Origin of the sequence: Paracoccus onubensis (assembly GCF_003591515.1) — a bacterium.
GTDB classification, from domain to species: domain Bacteria; phylum Pseudomonadota; class Alphaproteobacteria; order Rhodobacterales; family Rhodobacteraceae; genus Paracoccus; species Paracoccus onubensis.
The window spans coordinates 1-19,540 of the sequence record NZ_QZCG01000025.1 but is presented as its reverse complement, the minus strand read 5'-3'; the positions used below and the strand labels follow the sequence as shown (position 1 = coordinate 19,540).

Here is a 19,540-nt window from a genome sequence, read left to right as displayed (position 1 = left end):
CAGCGGGCCAGATCGCCCGAGCGGTACATGCGCTGTCCGGGGCTGAACGGATTGGCCAGGAAGCGTTCGGCGGTCAGGTCGGGGCGGTTCAGATAGCCCTGCGCCAGACCCGCCCCCGAGATATACAGCTCGCCCACAACTCCAACAGGAACAGCCTGCAAGGACGCGTCGAGAATGTGAATGTCGCTGCCGGTGATGGGTAGGCCGATGGGCGCGGAAAGCCCGCCCGAGGGCTGGACCGACATGGTTGCGCAGACGGTGTTTTCGGTCGGGCCATAGGCGTTGACCAGATGGCGGCCCTTGCCCCAGATCTCTGCGAGATGCGGAGGCAGGGCTTCACCCGCTGTGATCAGATGGGTCAGGCCCGGCAGATCGACGGGTTGCATGGCGGCCAGCACGACCGGTGGAAGCGTCGCATGGGTAATTCCGCGTTGCCGCACCAGATCGGCCAAAGCTGCGCCGGGAGCCATCTGTCCGGTATCGGCCAGCACCAGAGTTGCACCGGAACCCAATGTCACCAAAATTTCGGCGATGGCCGCGTCGAAGCTGGGAGAGGCGAATTGCAGCACCCGCGCATCCGGGGTGATGCGGAACGCCTCGCGCTGGCCAGTTACCAGCCCGGCAAGCCCGGCATGGGTCAGGACAACGCCCTTGGGCCGGCCGGTGGAGCCGGATGTATAGATCACATAGGCCGGATCCTGCAATCGTGGCGCCGGAGGCAGTGCGTGGCGCGCCACCGGCAGGTGATTCAGGACAGTTGTGCCGCTGGTGGACAGCCGGTCGCAAGTGGCCGGCTCGGCCAGGACCAACGCGGGCTGGGCGTCACTTACGATCCAGTCCAGCCGATCCTGCGGATAGTTCGGATCCAATGGCAGATAGACCGCTCCGGCCCGGATGATGCCCAGCATCGACATCACCGCATCGACCGAGCGATGGCGCATGACGCCAACCCGGTCACCCGGGCTGACTCCCTGTTCCAGCAGGCCTGCGGCATAGCTTTCGACGCGTCGGATCAGATCGGCATAGCTGATCACCTGCTGGCCGTCATCCAGTGCCGGGGCGGCGGGGTCGCGGCCTGCGGCGGCTTCGATCAGGCCGAAGAAGTCGCGTCCGGCCAGATCCGCGGCAACCGGCGCGCCGCTGGAAAATGCGCGCAGCCGGGCCGTCTCTTCGCGGTCCAGCATCGGGATGGCACGCAGGCTCTTGTCGGAGTGACCGGCCAGTGCATCCAGAATGCGCTCGAAACGGGCGGCAAAGCTGCGGGCGGTGCCGGGTTCGTAAAGATCGGCGTCATATTGCAATACGCCGCTGATGCCCTGTGCCCGCCCACCCGCATCGCGGTTTTCGGCCAGGTCGACGGTCAGATCAAACTTGGCGGTTTCGTGTCCGGCTTCGAGCGCTTCGACCATCAGGTCTGGCAGGGACATGTCCGGTTGCGTGGCATTTTGCAGCACCAGAAACACCTGGAACAACGGGTTCATCGAAAGCGAGCGTTCGGGAACCAGCCGGTCCACGATCTGCTCGAAAGGCAGGTCCTGATTGTCGAACGCGGCCAGATCGGCATCGCGGATCATGGGCAGCAGTTCCCTTAGCGGCTTGCTGGCGTCGATCCTGGTGCGCAGGGCCAGCGTATTGACGAAGAAGCCGATCATATCCTGCAATGCGTCGTCCTGACGCCCCGCCAGAGCGGTGCCGATAACGATATCCTCGCCACAGCCCGACCGCTCCATCGTCATCGCGAGGGCGGCATGCAGGACCATGAACATGGTTGCGCCGTGACGCGCGGCAAGCGCCTCCAGCGCCTGATGGGTCGCTGCGTCGATGGCAAGCGGCACATGCGCGCCACGATGGGCGGCGATCGCTGGGCGGGGGTGGTCAGGCAGCAATGTGATCTGTTGCGGCGCATCGGCAAGAGCCGAGGTCCAGAACTGTTCCTGTTGCGCCGCCAGACTGTCGGGATCGGTGGCATTGCCCAGCAGTTCGCGTTGCCACAGGGCATAATCGGCATATTGCACCGGCAGCGGCGGCAGGATCGCGGCCATCCCGTCCAGATGGGCGCGATAGGATTCGGCCAGATCGGAGGCAAGCGGTGCAAGCGAGGCACCGTCGCCTGCGATATGGTGCAGCACCAGCAACAGCACGTGTTCGCGGTCCGAGAGGCGGAACAGGACGCTGTGAAGTGGCAGATCGCGGCACAGATCGAACTGATGGCCGGCCTCGGATTTCAGCGCCGGGGCCAGCGCTTCGCGCGCAATGTCGCGCAGTGTGAAATCCGGCTCGGCTGACGGCAGGATGTGCTGGACCGCATGGGCATTATCGGGGAATACCGTGCGCAGAACTTGGTGTCGGGCGGTGACGTCGGCCAGTGCGGCGCGCAGGGCTCCGCTATCCAGCCGGCCATTCAGGCGCAGGGCCATCGCCATGTTATATGCGGCGGATGGACCTTCCAGTTGCGTGATTGTCCATAGCCGCGCCTGCGCGAAGGATTGCGGTAAACTGTCGGGGCGGGGCATCGGGCGCAGGGCCGGACGCGGGGACGCATTGCCGGTCTTGTCCAGAACGCGGGCCAGGGTTTCGACGGTGGGGTTCTCGAACAGGTTGCGGATGGACAGGTCCAGCCCCATCTCGCTGCGCAGACGCGAGATCAACCGGATAGCCAGCAACGAATGGCCGCCAAGCGTGAAGAAATTGTCGGCAACCGAAAGCCCTGCCGCGATATCGGCAGGCAGGGACAGGATCTCGGCGAACAGCGCGGCGACGGCGCGTTCGCGCACGCTGCGGGGTGCGGCGGATCCTGCCAGCGCGGCATCGGGCGCTGGCAGGGCGCGGCGATCCAGCTTGCCGTTGGGCAGGCTGGGCAGGGCGTCCAGCATGACAAAGGCGGCAGGGACCATATGGACGGGAAGGCTGCGGTCCAGTGTCTCGCGCAGATGCTGATGATCGGGATCCTTGCCGTCACGCCGGACGATATAGGCCACGATCCGGCGCTGGCCGGGCTGGTCCTCGCGCAGGATCACCGCGTTCTGCGGCCACCCGGCCTTGGAAATGGCGGCGGCGATCTCGCCGAGTTCGATCCTTTGTCCGCGCAGTTTGACCTGTTGATCGGCGCGGCCGCAGATGACCATCTTGCCATCTGCGCGCCACATTGCCAGATCACCCGAGCGATACATGCGCTGCCCTGACGCGAAGGGATCGGCGACAAAACGCTCTGCCGTCAGGCCGGGCTGGTTCATGTAGCCGCGCGCCAGACTGCTGCCGGCAATGTATAATTCACCCATGACACCCGGAGGAACGGGGCGCAATTCACGATCAAGGACATGAAAGCGGGTATTGGCGACCGGAGGGCCGACCGGGACCGGTCCGGCATGATCGGCGCTGTCGCACAGATGCGCGGCGACTCCGATAGAGGTTTCGGTCGGGCCGTAGGAATGGTGAATTTCGCATCCCAGCCGTTGACGCGCCCGAACCAGCAGATCGGCGCCAAGCGCCTCGCCACCGCAGATTACCCGGCGAAGCGGCAGGCCACAGGCGGTGGGTTCATCGATAAACAATTCCAGCATCGAGGCGACGAAATGCACCATTGTCACCTGCCGGTCGCGGATCAGCCCGGCCAGATAGGCCGGGTCGCGGTGACCATCCGGTCGTGCGACAACCAGGCGCGCGCCACTGACCAGCGGGAACAGCAGTTCCCACACCGAAACATCGAAGCCAAAGGCGGTCTTGTGCAGCACGGCGTCGTCGGCACACAGGGGATATTCCTCCTGCATCCAGCGCAACCGGTTAACGATGCCGCGATGCGGAATGATCACGCCCTTCGGGGTGCCGGTCGAACCCGAGGTATAGATCACATAGGCCGCATCATCGGGCCGCAATGGCCGGTGGCGCAGCCCGTCGGACAGCGCAACCGACGGCCTGCGCGCGATCTGTGCCATCCGGCTACGGTCCAGACAGAGGACCGGCACCCCGTCGACAGGTTGCCGGTGCGGAACATTCGGCGTGGTCAGGACAAGGGCGGGCGCGGCGTCGCGGATCATGAAGGAAAGCCGCTCGGCCGGATAATCCGGATCCAGCGGCAGGTAGGCCGCGCCCGCCTTTAGCACAGCCATCACCGCCACGACCATTCGGGTCGAACGAGGGATCATCACTCCCACCAGATCGCCGGGAGCGATGCCCCGCGCAATCAGCTCATGGGCAAGACGGTTGGCGTGGGCGTGAAGCGCGGCGCGGCTCAGCCTCTCGCTCTCGACATCCAGCGCGGGATCGTTTCCTCGGGCGAAAACCTCCAGCATGTCGGCAAGCGTTTCGTTGCAATGCGGCCGGTCGGTGTCGTTCCAACGGGTGATCCGGGCGGCCAATTCGCCGGGCGGCGTCAGGGCGATGCGTGCGACCGGTCCGTCCTTGGGATCGGCAAATGCGTCCAGCGCCCGCATTTGCGCCTGCATCAGCCATTCGGCCATCGGCTCCGATATCAGGTCGCCGCGATAAGCAAGCTTCAGGTGATAGGTCTCGCCCGGCAGGATCGCGATGCTGGCCGCGTAATGCGAGGTATCGCCGCCGTGGTTCGAGTGCCGCTCGATCCGCAATCCGCCGGGACCGTCGCCATCCTCTCCGCCGGGGCCGCCGCCGGGGCTGCCGACGGGAAAATTCTCGAACACGACAAGGCTGTCGAACAGCTCTCCCTGTCCGACTGTGCGCTGGATTTCGGACAGGCCGAGATGCTGGTGGTCAAGCAATTGCGCCTGTTCGGCCTGCAGCCTGCGCAACAGTTCGGATATGCGCATTTCCGGGCGCCAGCGCATTCTGACCGGGATGCTGTTGATGAACAGGCCGATCATGTTCTCGATACCCGGCAGATCGGCGGGCCGACCCGACACGATACTGCCAAAGGCCACGTCCTGGCGATGAGTCAGATGGCCAAGCACCAATCCCCATGCGGCCTGCGCCATTGTGTTCATGGTCACGCCCAATTCGCGGGCGCGATCCTGCATCCGGCGGATCAGGGCATCGGAAAATGGCCGATGCATGACTTGGGGGACTGCTCCGCTCGTGGCGACGGGGGCGATCCGGGCCGGTTCCTCGAAACCCTCGAATGCGGTCCGCCATGCGACCCGCGCCGCCGCGCCGTCACGTTCCGTCTGCCATTTCATATAATCGCGAAGGGGCGTCACATGTGGTAATCCTGCGGGGTCGCCTTGCTGATCATAGAGCGTGAACAACTCGTTCAGCAGGATTGGTGTGGACCAGCCATCCATCAGGATATGATGGCTGGTAAAGATCAGCATATGGCGCTTGGGCGCCATGCGGATCAGGGTGAAGCGCAACAGTGGCGCATGTGCCAGATCGAAACGCTGCTCGTAGTCGCTGGCGATCTCGTCCTGAAGCGCGGCGTCGGGATCTGCGGCATCGGACAGATCCAGATCCCGCCAAGGCAGATCGGGGGCGCGTTGGATCACCTGCACCGGCGCCTTGACCTTGTGATGAACGAAGGCCGCGCGCAGGCTGGCATGGCGGCGCAGCAAGCTGCGGGCTGCAGCCTGCAACCCGGCCGCGTCCAGCCCGCCGTCGATGGCAAAGACCATCTGCGTGACATAGCTGTCCTGCACCGTGTCGTCATAGAGGGCGTGAAACAGGAAACCGTGCTGGAGCGGGGTCAGCGGCAGGATGTTTTCGATGTTCGCTTCACGCATAAAGAGTCTCCAGAAATTCGATGTCCGACTGGTCGATTTCGGCCAGCACGTCAGACGGGGTGAGCAGGGGAGCGCGGTCGCCGTTTTCGGCGGCGGCCGCGATGCGGCGCAGCGCGTCGAACCAGCCATCGGCCAGTGCGCGCATCTGGTCGATGCCGATCAACCTGCCGGCATAGGACCAATTGGTAATCAGCCTGGGCCCGGCAGGGCCGTCCAGCGTCATCGCATTCATCTCGATGACGTTGCCGAGTGCCCTGCGCGGATCCTGCCCGCCTGACAGGGCCGGAGCCTCGGGGGCAGGCTGGAAGGCGTCCGGCTGCGATTCATGGGGCGCTGCCTTGCCGGTCCCGGCTTGTCCGGGGGCACCGAAGCGGCCCAGATAGTTAAAGGCGATCTCAGGCCGTGTCATCCGCGCCAGAACCTGCGCGGTCTCGGGGTTCATATGCCGCAGCAACCCGTAGCCCACGCCATGATCGGGGATGCGGCGCAACTGTTCCTTGACCGATTTCAGGATCTGGTCCAGTGCAGCGGCGTCCGAATCCGCCATCACCGCGGTCGGATCGATGCCGTCCAGATGCAGACGCAGCGGGAACATGCTGGTGAACCAGCCGACGGTCTGACCGGTTTCCGCACTGTCAAGGATCGGCTCGCGGCCATGACCCTCAAGCAGGAAAGTGGCCGCTTGCACGTCAGCCTTGCCCTGTTCGCGTCGCCATCGGACCACCGCCAGCGCGAAACCGGCCAGCAGCACGTCGTTGATGCCGCCGTTGATCCATTCCACGGCACGGGTCAGCAGGGTCCCGGTAACGGCGGGTTCGAGCTCGGTGACAAGGTTCTGCTGCGTGGCGACAGTATCGAGCGCCGGATCCAGCGCCTGTCCGCCAAGCAAGGCATCGCCGGCGTCCATCTCCTGCCACAGCGGCAGTTCATCCTGCCGCCGCGCGGCCAGAGCGGGCAGGGCCATGGCCCAGTCGCGCAGAGAGGTTGGCGCGGGCGCCAGGCGGGGCTCTCGTCTCTCTGCCAATGCCGCCCATATCTGCGCCAGATCGGGCAGCAGGATCCGCCATGACACGCCGTCAACCGCGAGATGGTGGATCGTCAGCATCAGGCGGCGAGGTTCGGGGAACCAGACGGCCTGAACCAGTCTTCCCTCGCGCGGGTTGAGCCGCTCGGCGGCCTCGGTCATCGCCGCTGCCAGATCCGGTCCCTCGGGGCGCCGGTTTCCGGCCAGATGCAGGCAGTCCCCGGCCCGCAAAATACCGGGTTCGGGAATGACAAGGCCACCATCCGCGTTCACCGTCAGCCGCAGGGCGTGATGATGATCGATGATTACCTGCAGGATATGGACCAGATCGTCACGCCCGATCCCTTCGGGAAGGGTCAGCAACATGCTTTGCTGGAAGGCATCGCCATGATCAGGATTTGCAAGGAACTCGGCCATGATCGGCGTCGCGGGCAGAGGGCCGCAGGGGTCACCCGTCGCCGGCCTGGACTCATCCCCGGACAGAGGCAGCGCGATGCGGGCCAACTCGGCAGGGGTCTGATACTGGAAAACATCCTTCGCGGTGATCCGCCAGCCGGCGCGACGTGCCTGACCGACCAACTGGATTGACGAGATCGAGTCGCCCCCCAGCGAGAAGAAGCCCTGATCTGCACCGACATGTTCCAGCGACAGGGTTGCGGCGAACAGGTCGCAGAAAACCCGTTCGGTCCCGGTTGCGACCCGCTGCGAAGGGGCATCACCGGCGGCTTGCGGAGCAGGCAGGGCGCGCCGGTCAAGCTTGCCATTTGCCGTCAGCGGCAGGTTGTCCAGTCGCACGATGGCGGCAGGAACCATGTAATCGGGCAATTCCTTTGCCAATTGACTGCGCAACCCGGCTTCGTCGGCATCGGAGTTGACGATATAAGCGACAAGCTGGTGATGTCCGGGCCGGATCTCATGAGCGACCACGGCGACCCCCGGATGTCCGGCACGGCGGATCGCGGCCTCGATTTCCCCGGGTTCGACCCGGAAGCCGCGGATTTTCAATTGATTGTCGGCGCGGCTGACGAATTCAAGTTGCCCATCCACCCGCCAGCGCACCCGATCGCCGGTGCGATACATCCGCTGTCCGTGCAGGGTCGGGCTGGCGATGAAACGCTCTGCCGTCTGCGCCGCCTGACCCAGATAGCCAAGCGCGACCTGTGCGCCGGTTACATATAATTCTCCGGGCACACCGGGCGGGACGGGCTGAAGCCAGGGATCCAGAACCAGCGCCTGCGCACCTTCGACCGGCTGACCGATCGGCATGGTGGCGCGTTCGCTGCCTGCGGTGACCGGTGTGTCGGAAAGGTTGGCGGCCGTGATCTGAATGGTGGTTTCGGTCGGGCCATAAAGGTTGACCACTTCGGTTCCCCAGACCGAAGCCGCACGCCGTGCCAGCGCCTCGGACAGCGGCTCGCCACCCGAGAACAGCCAGCGCAGGCGCGGCCGTTCCGGCGCATCCAGCATCGGCGGCAGCATCGAGGGCACCACCTGCATGACCGTCACCTCCTTGCGGGCGGCAAAGCCGGGGATGCGGTCCAGTTCCAGCCGCAGCGAGTCGGGCAGGATCACCATCCCGGCGCCGCAGATCAGTGGCAGCCAGATTTCCCATTCGGCGGCGTCGAAATTCAGTGAGGTGCGGAACAGCACCCGGTCTTCCGAACCGAGCGGAAAACTGTCGCGCATCCAGCCCATATGACTGGACACAGCGCGCTGCGGTACAACGACACCCTTTGGCCTGCCTGTCGAGCCGGACGTAAAGATGACATAGGCGGGGTCGTCCTCGCGCAGGGGGCGCAGGCGCTCGGCTGCATGCAGCGGTTCGGCCGACATGGCTTCGCGGCGCATCATCACCGGGCCACGGTCGATGACCATCTTCAGATGATCGGCCTGATCGGGCAGCCGGTCCTCGACCTCCATTGCGGTCACGATCAGTTTCGGCGCGCTGTCGTCAATGATCGCGACCAGTCTTTCGGTCGGATAATCGGGGTCCAGCGGCACATAGGCTGCGCCCGCCTTGACCACCGCAAGCAGCGCGACGATCAGTTCGGTCCCGCGCGGCAGCGCCAGCCCGACCAGATCCCCCGGTCCGACCCCGCGGCCGACCAGCAGCCGCGCCAACTGGTTCGAATGACCGGCGAGTGCGGCAAAGCTCATCTCGGTGTCTTCGGCGATCAATGCCGTGCGGTCGGGCCGTGCGGTCGCATCGGCCAACAGTTCGGGCAGGGTGCGGGGCCGCTCAGGCGTTGCGGATGGCGGCGTGAGCCGCGCGGGATCGTGCAGGGACAGGCGCATGACCTGTTGCCGCGGATCCTCGGCCACCGCATGGAGCATACGGGCAAGGCAATCCGCGATCATCCGCGCCGTCTCGGGCAGGAACAAATCCGCCGCGTATTCCAGCGTGCCGGTGATGCCGGCGGGCTGACCTGTCTCGTCGGTCAACTCCGCCAGGTTGAAATTCAGGTCGAACTTGGCGATGTCCAGCTCCAGATCCAGCATCTCGACCCCGACAGGGCCCAGATCCAACATGGCTTCGCGGTTGTTCTGCAGTGACAGCATCACCTGGAACAACGGATGATGCGACAGTGACCGTTCGGGGTTCAGCAATGTCACCAGTTGCTCGAAAGGCAGGTCCTGATGCTCATATGCTTCCAGCGCATCGGCGCGGACCTGCGTCAGCATATCCGTAAAGCGCGGATTTCCCGACAGATCGTTGCGCAGCACCAGCGTATTGACGAACAGGCCGATCTGGTCGTCCAGTGCGGCCTCGGTCCGACCGGCGACCGGGGTGCCGATGGCGATGTCCTCGCCTGCGCCCAACCGGGCCAGCGTGGCGGCCAGCGCGGCCTCCAGCACCATGAACAGCGTGCAGCCATGAGCTGCGGCAAGCGCGGCAAGCTGCCGGTGCAGATCGGCGGGCAACTCCAGCGGGCAATGCGCACCGAGATGACTGGCCATGGCAGGACGCGGAAGATCGGCTGGCAACTCCAGTTGCTGAGGCAATCCCGCCAGTCTTTCGCGCCAATAGGCGATCTGGGCCGACATCGCGCTGTCGGGATCGTCCTCATCTCCCAGCCGGTCGCGCTGCCACAGCGCGTAATCGGCATATTGCAACGACAGTGACGTCCAGTCCGGCGCATGCCCTGCTGAACGTGCGGCATAGGCGCGTGACAGATCAGCCGCCAGCGGAGCCATCGACCCCCCATCGCCTGCGATGTGATGCAGCAGGATCAGCAGGATATGCCGGTCCCCGGTCGTGGCGATCAGGGAAACGCGGAGCGGCAGTTCCGAGGCCAGATCAAAGGAGTGCGCAGCCTCTGTCCGCAGCAGCTTCAATGCCTGATCGGAATCGTCAGCTTCAAGGCGGGTCAGCTTCAGCCGCGCGGCTTCGGGCGACTGGATCAGCTGGTGGCCGGTATCCTCGGCGGGGAACAGGGTGCGCAGGCTTTCATGCCGCGCCAGCAGATCGTTCAGCGCCGCCTCCAGCGCGTCGGCATCCAGCGCACCGGTCAGTTGCAGGGCGAGCGGAATGTTATAGGCGGCCGATGGCCCTTCGAACTGATGCAGGAACCACAGTCGCGCCTGAGCAAAGGACAGCGGCACGAGCGCGGGTCGCGATTGTGGTGCCAGTGCGGCTGGCGCATCGGTGCCCGGGGCAGTGCTGCGTACGCGTTCCGCCAGTGCCTCGACGGTCGGGGTCTCGAACACGGCGCGGATCGGCAACGAAACGCCCGTCCGGTCGCGGATCCCGGCGACCAGCCGGGTGGCCAGCAGCGAATGACCGCCGCGTTCGAAGAAGCTGTCGCCGGTGCCGATCGTGGGCAGACCAAGCAGTTCGGCGAACAGATCGGCCAGTTCTTTCTCGGTTGCATCGCGGGGCGGTTGGCTGGGGGCGATGTCATATTCCGGTATCGGCAGCGCGTTGCGGTCCAGCTTGGCGCCATTGGCAGACATCGGCAGTGCATCCAGCCGGGTAAAGGATGCGGGCAACATCCAGTCGGGGAGTCCCGCCACCAGTTCCGCCCGCAACGCCCCGGCATCCAGTTCCGGCGCGGCAATATAGGCGGCCAATCGGCGCAAGCCAGGTTGGTCCTCTCGCAGGATCACCGCGTTGGCGGGATAGCCGGCGCGGGCGATGGCGGCCTCGATTTCGCCCGGCTCGATGCGGAAGCCGCGGATCTTGACCTGCGTATCGGTACGGCCCAGATAGTCGATCTGGCCATCCTCGCGCCATCGGGCCAGATCGCCCGAGCGGTACATGCGCTGGCCTGGCCGGAACGGATCGCCAACAAAGCGATCCGCCGTCAGGCCGGGCCGGCCCAGATAGCCGCGCGCCACGCCGTCGCCGCCGATATACAACTCTCCGGGGATGCCCGCAGGCACTGGCTGCAACATGTCGTCCAGAATGTAGATGCGGGCATTCACATTCGGTCTGCCCAGCGGCGGAGAAACCGGCGAACCTCCGGTCAGAACCGGGCTCATGGCGCAACAGATGGTGATCTCGGTCGGGCCATAGGCGTTGACCAGACGATGTTCCGAGGACCATGCGGCGGCGATATGGGGCGGGCATGGCTCGCCGCCGACGATCACTGTTTCCGGCCATGGCAGCGCGGGGTCCAGCGTCGCCAGCACGCTTGGTGGAATCAGCGCATGGGTGATGCGGCCATCGGTCAGGGCGCGGGTCAGATCGTCGCCGAGTACCCGCCCCGCCGGCGGCAGCAGCAGCGTGGCTCCGGCGGCAAAGGCCATCATCACCTCCATTACCGAGGCATCGAAGCTGATCGAGGCGAATTGCAGCACCCGGCTTCCGGGCGTAATGCCGAAGCGTTCGATCTGCGCCACGGTCAGTGCCGGTAACCCCGAATGTGGCACGACGACCCCCTTGGGCTGTCCGGTCGAGCCAGATGTGTAGATCACATAGGCCGGATGGCGCGGATCGAGCCGTCCGGGCCGATCTGCATCGGTCACTCGCGACGCTTTGGCGGCGGTGATCTCGGCGCCAAAGTCTTCTGGATCGTCCAGCACCAGCAGGTTTTCTGCCCGTGGCAGCCGGTTTTCCAGTCCGCACAGTGTCAGGATCGCGCGCGGACGGGCATCGCCCGCAATATAATCCAGACGCTTGGCTGGCAGGTCGGGATCCAGCGGCACGAACGCGGCCCCCGCCTTCATGATTCCCATCATCGCCGCGATCATCATGTCCGAACGCGGCAGCATCAGCCCCACGCGGTCCTCGGTCCCGATGCCGCGTGCGATCAGTGCCCTGGCAATGCGGTTGGCCTGTTCGTCCAGTTCACGATAGCTGAGGGGGTGTCCATCGGCGATCAGGGCCGTCGCGTCGGCATGTTGATCGACGATTCGTTCGAACCAGCCGGGGATCGGGCGCACCGGCAAATCGCGCAGATCCAGCCCGGAATCCGAGATCAGCGCCTCTGCCTCTGCCGGATCGATCACCGGCAGGTCGGACAGTCGTGCCTGAGGGTCCCGGATAGCGGCTTCCAGCAACCGGCGGAAGCTGGCAAGCACCCGACCGGCACTGTCCGAGGTATAAAGATCGTCCGAATATTCCAGCGTGATCTCCAGCCCCGAAGGGCGACCCGTTGCATCGGTGTTCTCGGCGACATGGAAGGCCAGATCGAATTTGGCGCTGCCGGTTTCGGGATCCATTGGGTGCAGCATAGCTCCGGGCAGCGTCAGGCTGGCGCGGGCCGTGTTCTGGACCTGCAAGAGAACCTGGAACAGCGGGTGACGGGCAAGCGAACGCGACGGGCGCAAATGCTCGACCAATTCCTCGAAGGGCAAATCCTGATGCTCCCACGCGGCAAGATCGGTGCGGCGGGCGCGTTCGAGCAACTCCGCAAAACGGGGGTTGCCACCGGCATCCGTCCGCAGGACCAGCGTGTTGACGAAGAAGCCGACCAGATCCTCAAGGCCGGGATCGGTCCGGCCCGCAACCGGGCTGCCCAGCGGTATGTCCTCGCCCGCGCCCAGTCGCCGCAGCATCGCGACCAGCGCTGTCTGTAATACCATGAAGGGTGTGGCACGATGCCGGCGCGCGAGATCCAGCAGCGCGGCATGGGTTTCGCCGCCCAGCGCCAGTACCAGTTGCCCGCCGCAGCCGCTGGCGACAGCCGGGCGCGGTGCGGCGAATGGCAATGCCAGCTCGTCGGGCAAGTCGGCCAGCGTTTCGCGCCAGAAGGTCAGTTGACGGGAGGCTTCGCTGTCGGGACTGTCCGTCTCGCCGAACAGATCGGCCTGCCATGCCGCGTAATCGGCATATTGTACCGGCAGCGGCGTCCAGTCGGGCGCCTGCCCCGCGCAGCGCGCCGCATAGGCCGCCGACAGGTCGCGTGCCAGCGGCGCCATCGAGGCTCCGTCGCCCGCAATGTGATGCAGCAGGATGACCAGTGCGCCGCTGTCCGGGGCGGTGCGGATCAGGGTGACGCGCAGCGGCCCTTCGTCGGCAAGATCGAAGACATGACCGGCGGCGTCGGCCACGGCCCGATCCAGATGACCGGGTTCGGTCTCGACGATCTCCAGCACCGGAGCCATCTGCGGAGCGATTTTCTGGCGGGGTTCCGCTCCTGCGGGATAGGTGGTGCGCAGGATCTCGTGCCGGGCGATGACATCGCCGATGGCTGGACGCAGGGCATCCGGGTCCAGTTGTCCGCTGAACTGCAATGCGACGGGGATGTTATAGGTTGCGCCATGTTCGTCCAGTTGTTGCAGGAACCACAGGCGGCGCTGGGCAAAGGACATGGCCGGCGGCGTTTCGCTGCGCGGGACGGGCCGCAGCGGCGGGCGCACCCTGCCGGTGCCGGGCTTCAGCCGGCGGGCCAGTTGTTCGACGGTCGGAGCCTCGAACAGCGCTCTGATCGGCAGATCGGTCTGCAACTGGTTGCGGATCCGGCTGAACAGCCGGGTCGCCAGCAGCGAATGACCGCCGAGATCGAAGAAATTGTCGTCGATCCCGACCGCCGGCAGATCAAGCACTTCGGCGAACAGACCGCAAAGAGCGACCTCGCTTTCGGTCCGTGGCGGGCGCCCCTGACTGCGGGACAATTCGGGTGCGGGCAGGTTGCGGCGGTCCAGCTTGCCATTGGGGGTCAGCGGCAGGCTGTCCATCGGGATTACCGCAACCGGGACCATGTAATCGGGCAGGTTTTGGCCAAGCGCGTCCCGGATCGCTTGCGCTTCGATCCGGCCTCCCGGTTCTGCGACCGCATAGGCGACCAGTTGCTTGCCGCGCGCGGGATCGTCATGGACGATTACGGCGACATCCTTGATTCCGGGTTGCCGGGCGATGGCGGTCTCGACTTCGCCCGGTTCGATGCGGAAGCCGCGGATCTTTACCTGAGTGTCGATCCGGCCCAGATATTCCAGCGCCCCGTCGGGCGACCAGCGTACCAGATCGCCGCTGCGATACATCCGCTGATCCGCCGCGTCGGATGCGGGCAGGAATCGTTCCCGCGTCTGCTCGGGCAGATTCAGATAACCCTCGGCGACACAGGCACCGGCGATATACAGTTCACCGGGAACGCCGGCGGGAACGGGACGGCGCCGGGTATCCAGCACCAGACAGCGGCAATTGTCGACGGGCCTGCCGATCGGCGGCAGATCGGGCCACAGGGCGGGATCGCCGCTGCTGCTCCAGGCAGTGCAGACATGGGTTTCGGTTGGGCCGTAATGGTTGTGCAGCCGGCAATGGGGATTGGCGATGAACATTGCCCTTAGGGCAGGCGTCAGGCGTAATTGCTCGCCTGCCGTGATCACATCGCGCAGATCGGGCAGAAATGTATCATGTTGCTCCAGCGCCTCGGCCAGATGGCTCAGCGCCATGAAAGGCAGGAAGACCCGTTCAACCCGTAATTCGGCGATGCGCCGGGACAGCAGGTCGATGTCGCGGTTCTGATCCTGCGGCAGCAGGCACAGGCAGCCTCCCGAGGCCAGCGTGCTGAAGATTTCCTGAAATGCAACGTCAAAGCCGAGCGCCGCGAATTGCAGCACCCGCGCTCCGGGACGCAGGGGCAGGGTACGGCACTGCCATTCCAGCAGGTTCACCAATGCGCGCTGATGCATCACCACGCCTTTGGGCCGCCCTGTCGAACCCGAGGTGAAGATCGTGTAGCCCGGTCGGTCGGGATTGTTCCGGTCGCGGTGCGGAAGGGTCGCGGGTGCGCCGGACCATGCTGGCTGCGGTTCATCCGACAGCAGCAGCCGGGTGCCCTGGGCCGGGTTCAGGTTTTTGGCAAGCGCTGCCGTCACGATCAGCACGGCGGGACGCGCATCCTCCAGCGCCTGATCCAGTCTGCGGGCGGGATAGTCCGGATCCAGGGGGATATAGCCCGCGCCGGACTTAAGGATACCAAGGATCGCCGCGACCATGCGCGTGCCGCGATGCGTGCAGATCGCCACCGCATCGCCATCGCCGACGCCCATGCCTTGCAGATGATGGGCGATACGATTGGCCTCGGCTTCCAGCGCGGCATAGCTGAGCGTGCCGTCCGGGCCTTCCAGCGCCATCGCCTCGGGCGTCAGTCGCGCCTGTGTTTCGAACAGCGCAGCAATATCGGTGTCCGGGTGTGTGGTCTGCCCGCCCTGGCCCAGATGCGCAAGCTGCGCTGTCTCGTCCGTATCCAGCAGCGGAATATCTCCGATTGGACGGGCCGGATCGGCCATTGCCGCCTGCAACAATCGCTGGAAGCGTGCGACCATCGCCTGCGCGGTGGCTTCGGTGAACAGGTCCACGGCATATTCCAGTTCGCCATCGATGCCCTCGCCGGGGATATCCCACAGATGCAGGCTGAGATCGAAACGCGCGACGGCGGCCGAGGCATCGCGGGCCTGTACTGTCAGGCCCGGCAGTTCGACCGGTTGTGGCCGGCCCTGCTGGACCGCCAGCATGATCTGGAACAGCGGATGATGCGACAGCGAGCGGACGGGGTGCAGCCGTTCGACCAGTTGTTCGAATGGCAGTTGCTGATGTTCCCACGCAGATAAGTCGCGATCGCGCAACTGCGCGAGCAGATCGGCAAAACCGGGATCGCCCGAGGTGTCGGCACGCAATACCAGCGTATTGACGAACATTCCGGCGAGCGATTCCAACGCGGCATCGTTGCGGCCCTCGACCGGGGTGCCGATGACGATATCTTCGCCCGCACCAAGCCGGGTCAGCAGCGCAGATAGAGCCGTATGGATGATCATGAATGGCGTGACGCCCTGCGCTTGTGCAAACCGTGCCAGATCGGCCTGCAAATCGACAGAAATACGGAAGGAGACCGACGCGCCGCGATGGCTGGCGACAGGCGGGCGCGGCATGTCAGTGGGGAGACTGTGCAATTGCGGCAGGTTTTCCAATGCGCGATTCCACCATGCCATCTGTTGTGACAGGCGGCTGGCGGGATCGGCAGGATCGCCCATTACCTGATTCAGCCATTGCGTATAATCGGTATATTGCACCGTCAGCGGTGCCGTTTCCGGTGCATGCCCTGCCAGACGGGCAGTATAGGCGACGGACAGATCGCGTGCCAGAACGCCCATCGAAGCCCCGTCCCCGGCGATGTGATGCAGCACAAGCAGCAGGCTGTGCCGGTTGTCGCCGCTGTCGAACAGGGTCACGCGTAGCGGTGTTTCCATCGCCAGGTCAAAGCGGTGCAGCGCGGCCTTTGCCAGTTCGGCCTCAAGCGTGTCGGACGTGGTTGCGATCAGATCGAACGCAGGAGCCGTATCCTCGCCGATCTGCTGGAACGGCTCACCGTCCTGTTCAGGGAACCGCGTGCGCAGGCTTTCATGCCGGGCGATCAGGTCGCTCAGGGCAAGGCGCAGCGCGTCCTTGTCCAGCGCACCCTCAAGATCGAGCCGCATCGGAATGTTGTAGCTGGCTGCCGCCTCGGCCCCGCTATCCGTTTCCAGCTGTTGCAGGAACCACAGCCGCCTTTGCGCTGCCGATAGCGGGATTTGTGCCGGTCGGTCCTGTCGGATCAGCGGCGGCAGGGCGGCCCGTGGCTGCCCCAACTGTCGCGCCAGCGCCGCAGGGGTGGGGTGCTGGAACAGCAGCCGCAGCGGGATTTCGGCGTTCAGGGTCCTGCGGATACGGCTGGCGAGTCTTGTGGCCAGCAGCGAATGGCCGCCGAGCGCGAAGAAATCGTCATCCAGTCCGACCCGCTCGCAATCGAGTATTTCTGCGAAACAGGAGCAGATGGCGATCTCTGCGGGCGTTTGCGGAGCCCGGTAGAGCGCTTGACCCAAGGTCAGATCCGGATGCGGCAGTGCCTTGCGATCGATCTTGCCGTTCGGGGTCAGGGGGAATTCATCCATGGCGATGAAGGCGGAGGGGATCATGTAATCGGGCAGCAGCCGGGCCAGCGCGGCGCGGATGGCGGTGCTGTCATTCCCCATCCTGTCAGGATCGGTGCCGCAGATCCAGGCGACCAGCAGCGATGCGCCGCCCGGCCCGTCCAGAGCCATGACGACATTGCGCGGATAGCCGACGGCCGACAGCGCGGCCTCGATTTCACCCAATTCGATACGGAAGCCCCGGATCTTCACCTGATGGTCGAGCCTGCCCAGATATTCCAATACGCCTTCACGGCGACGCACCAGATCGCCGGTGCGGTACATGCGCGCGCCCGACTCGGCTGAACCAAAGAGATCAGGAACGAAGCGTTCGGCCGTCAGATCGGGGCGATGCAGGTAACCCTGCGCCAGCCCCTCGCCCGCGATGCACAATTCTCCCGGTACATTGTCGGGCACCGGGCGGAGACGGTCGTCCACGATGCGCAACCGGGTATTGTCGATGGCGCTGCCGATGCGGATCGGCTGGCCGGGGCGGACAGGCTCCATCAGCGACCAGATCGTGGTCTCGGTCGGGCCGTACATGTTCCATACCGCGCGTGCGGCAGCGGACATCCAGTCGCCCAGATCCTGCGGCATCGCCTCGCCGCCGCACAGGATGGTCAGATCGTCGCCCGGTTGCCAATTCGCCTCGCGCAGCATTTGCCAGGTCGCCGGGGTGGCCTGCATGACCGTTGGCCGTTGATGATCCAGGAACGCCCCCAGAGCCGCGCCGTCGGCACTTGTCTCGCGCGGCAGGATGGTCAGACTGGCCCCGGCGATCAGCGGCAGGAACATTTCGAGCCCTGCGATGTCGAAGGTGATCGGCGTCACTGCGGCAAGCCTGTCCGCGGAGGTGATACCGATCCGGTCCGCCATCGCATGCAGGAAATTCTCCAGCGCGCCATGCGGGATCATCACGCCCTTGGGTTGCCCGGTCGAGCCCGAGGTAAAGATGATATAGGCCGTGTCTGTAGCCGCCAGCGGGCGGCGGCGTTCCTCGTCGGTGACGGGACGGCTGTCATGAGGGGCCAGTGCGGCATCGAGGTCGCGCGAGATCAGTTGCCCGCAATCCTCGGGCAATGCGCCCTGCGCGCCCAGATCGTGCAACAACATCTCGGTGCCCAGCAACAGCGAGGGCCGTGCCGTTGCCAGCATATGCGTCAGGCGATCAGTCGGGTGGTCCGGGTCCAGCGGCAGATAGGCCGCCCCCGCCGTCAGGCATCCCAGCATTGCCACCAGCATGTCATTCGACCGTTCGGTCGCGATGCCGACAATATCGTCCGTGCCGATGCCCCTTGCCAGCAGCATCCGGGCGAAGCGGTTCGCGCGGCTGGTCAGTTCCGCATAACTCAGCCTGTGCTCTCCGTCGCTGACGGCGGGCGCTTCGGGTCGCCCGGCCGTCCCGACAAGCGCGGGCAGGCGCAGATCGGGATGCCGGCGGATAACGGCGCGATCGGCCTTGATCTGTGCCTGCCGCTCGGCATGGGTCAGCAGCGGAATATCGGCCAGCGGGCAGGACGGATCGTCGCAGGCAGCCTCCAGCAGCCGCTCCAGTCGGCTGGCCAGCATGGCGATGGTCGAGGGATCGAACAGATCGGTGGCATATTCGATGGCCAGTGCCAACCCGCCTCCGTCCTTATTCCCGTCCTCATTCCCGCCCGCAATCGGTGCGAAATCGAAGCTGAGATCGAATTTCGAGTGATGGATATCCAGCGGAACCTCGGTGATCCGGCAGCCGGACAGGGAGCAATGCGGTTCGGCGTTGTTCTGCAACGCGACCAGCACCTGAAACAGCGGATGATGCGCCAGTGAGCGGGTGGGATTCAGCGCCTCGACCAGTTCCTCGAAGGGCAGATCCTGTTGATCGCTCGCGGCGACTCCGTTTTCGCGCAGCCGCTCGATCAGCATGTCCAGCGATGGCGTGCCCGACAGATCGACGCGGGTGACAACAGTATTGGTGAACAGGCCGATCAGATTGTCCAGACCAGGCTCGGTCCTTCCGGCGACCGGGGTTCCCAGAACAATGTCGCGTCCCGCGCCAAGGCGTGACAGCAGCGTGGCGACACCGGCCTGCAACAGCATGAACAGCGTCGCACCCCTCGCCGTGGCAAGCGCCTGCATCCGTGCCGTCAGGGCGGCGGGCAGAGTGATGTTCAGCGCCGCTCCCCGATATGTTGGCACTGGGGGTCTGCTTTGATCTGCGGGTAATTGTATCTGCTCGGGGATATCGCCGAGGGCCTTTTTCCAGAAGGCGAGCTGGGTGGCGTATCGCGATGTGGGATCGTCGCGCTGTCCCAGCAATTCACGATGCCACAGCGTGTAATCGCCATATTGCACCGGAAGGGGCGGCCAGCCGGGGGCGCGGCCCTGCAGTCGCGCGGCATAGGCCGCCGACAGGTCCGTGGCCAGCGGCGCCATCGAGGCGCCGTCTGCGGCGATGTGATGCAGCACCAGAAGCAGCACATGATCCTGCTTCGACAGGCGCAGCAGCGTCGCC

The 19,540-nt window shown here is 65.2% G+C and carries 2 protein-coding genes; both read right to left on the bottom strand.

Going from position 1 to position 19,540, the window contains the following annotated elements:
• A partial coding sequence (locus D3P04_RS22580; RefSeq protein WP_119752145.1) for a non-ribosomal peptide synthetase occupies positions 1–5,687 on the bottom strand: 5,687 nt, incomplete at its 3' end.
• Positions 5,680–19,524 (bottom strand): non-ribosomal peptide synthetase, encoded by a 13,845-nt coding sequence (locus tag D3P04_RS22575; RefSeq protein ID WP_269902633.1) that lies wholly within the window; start codon positions 19,522–19,524, stop codon positions 5,680–5,682. The genes D3P04_RS22575 and D3P04_RS22580, both read right to left, overlap by 8 nt.
• Positions 19,525–19,540: the final 16 nt, after the last annotated feature.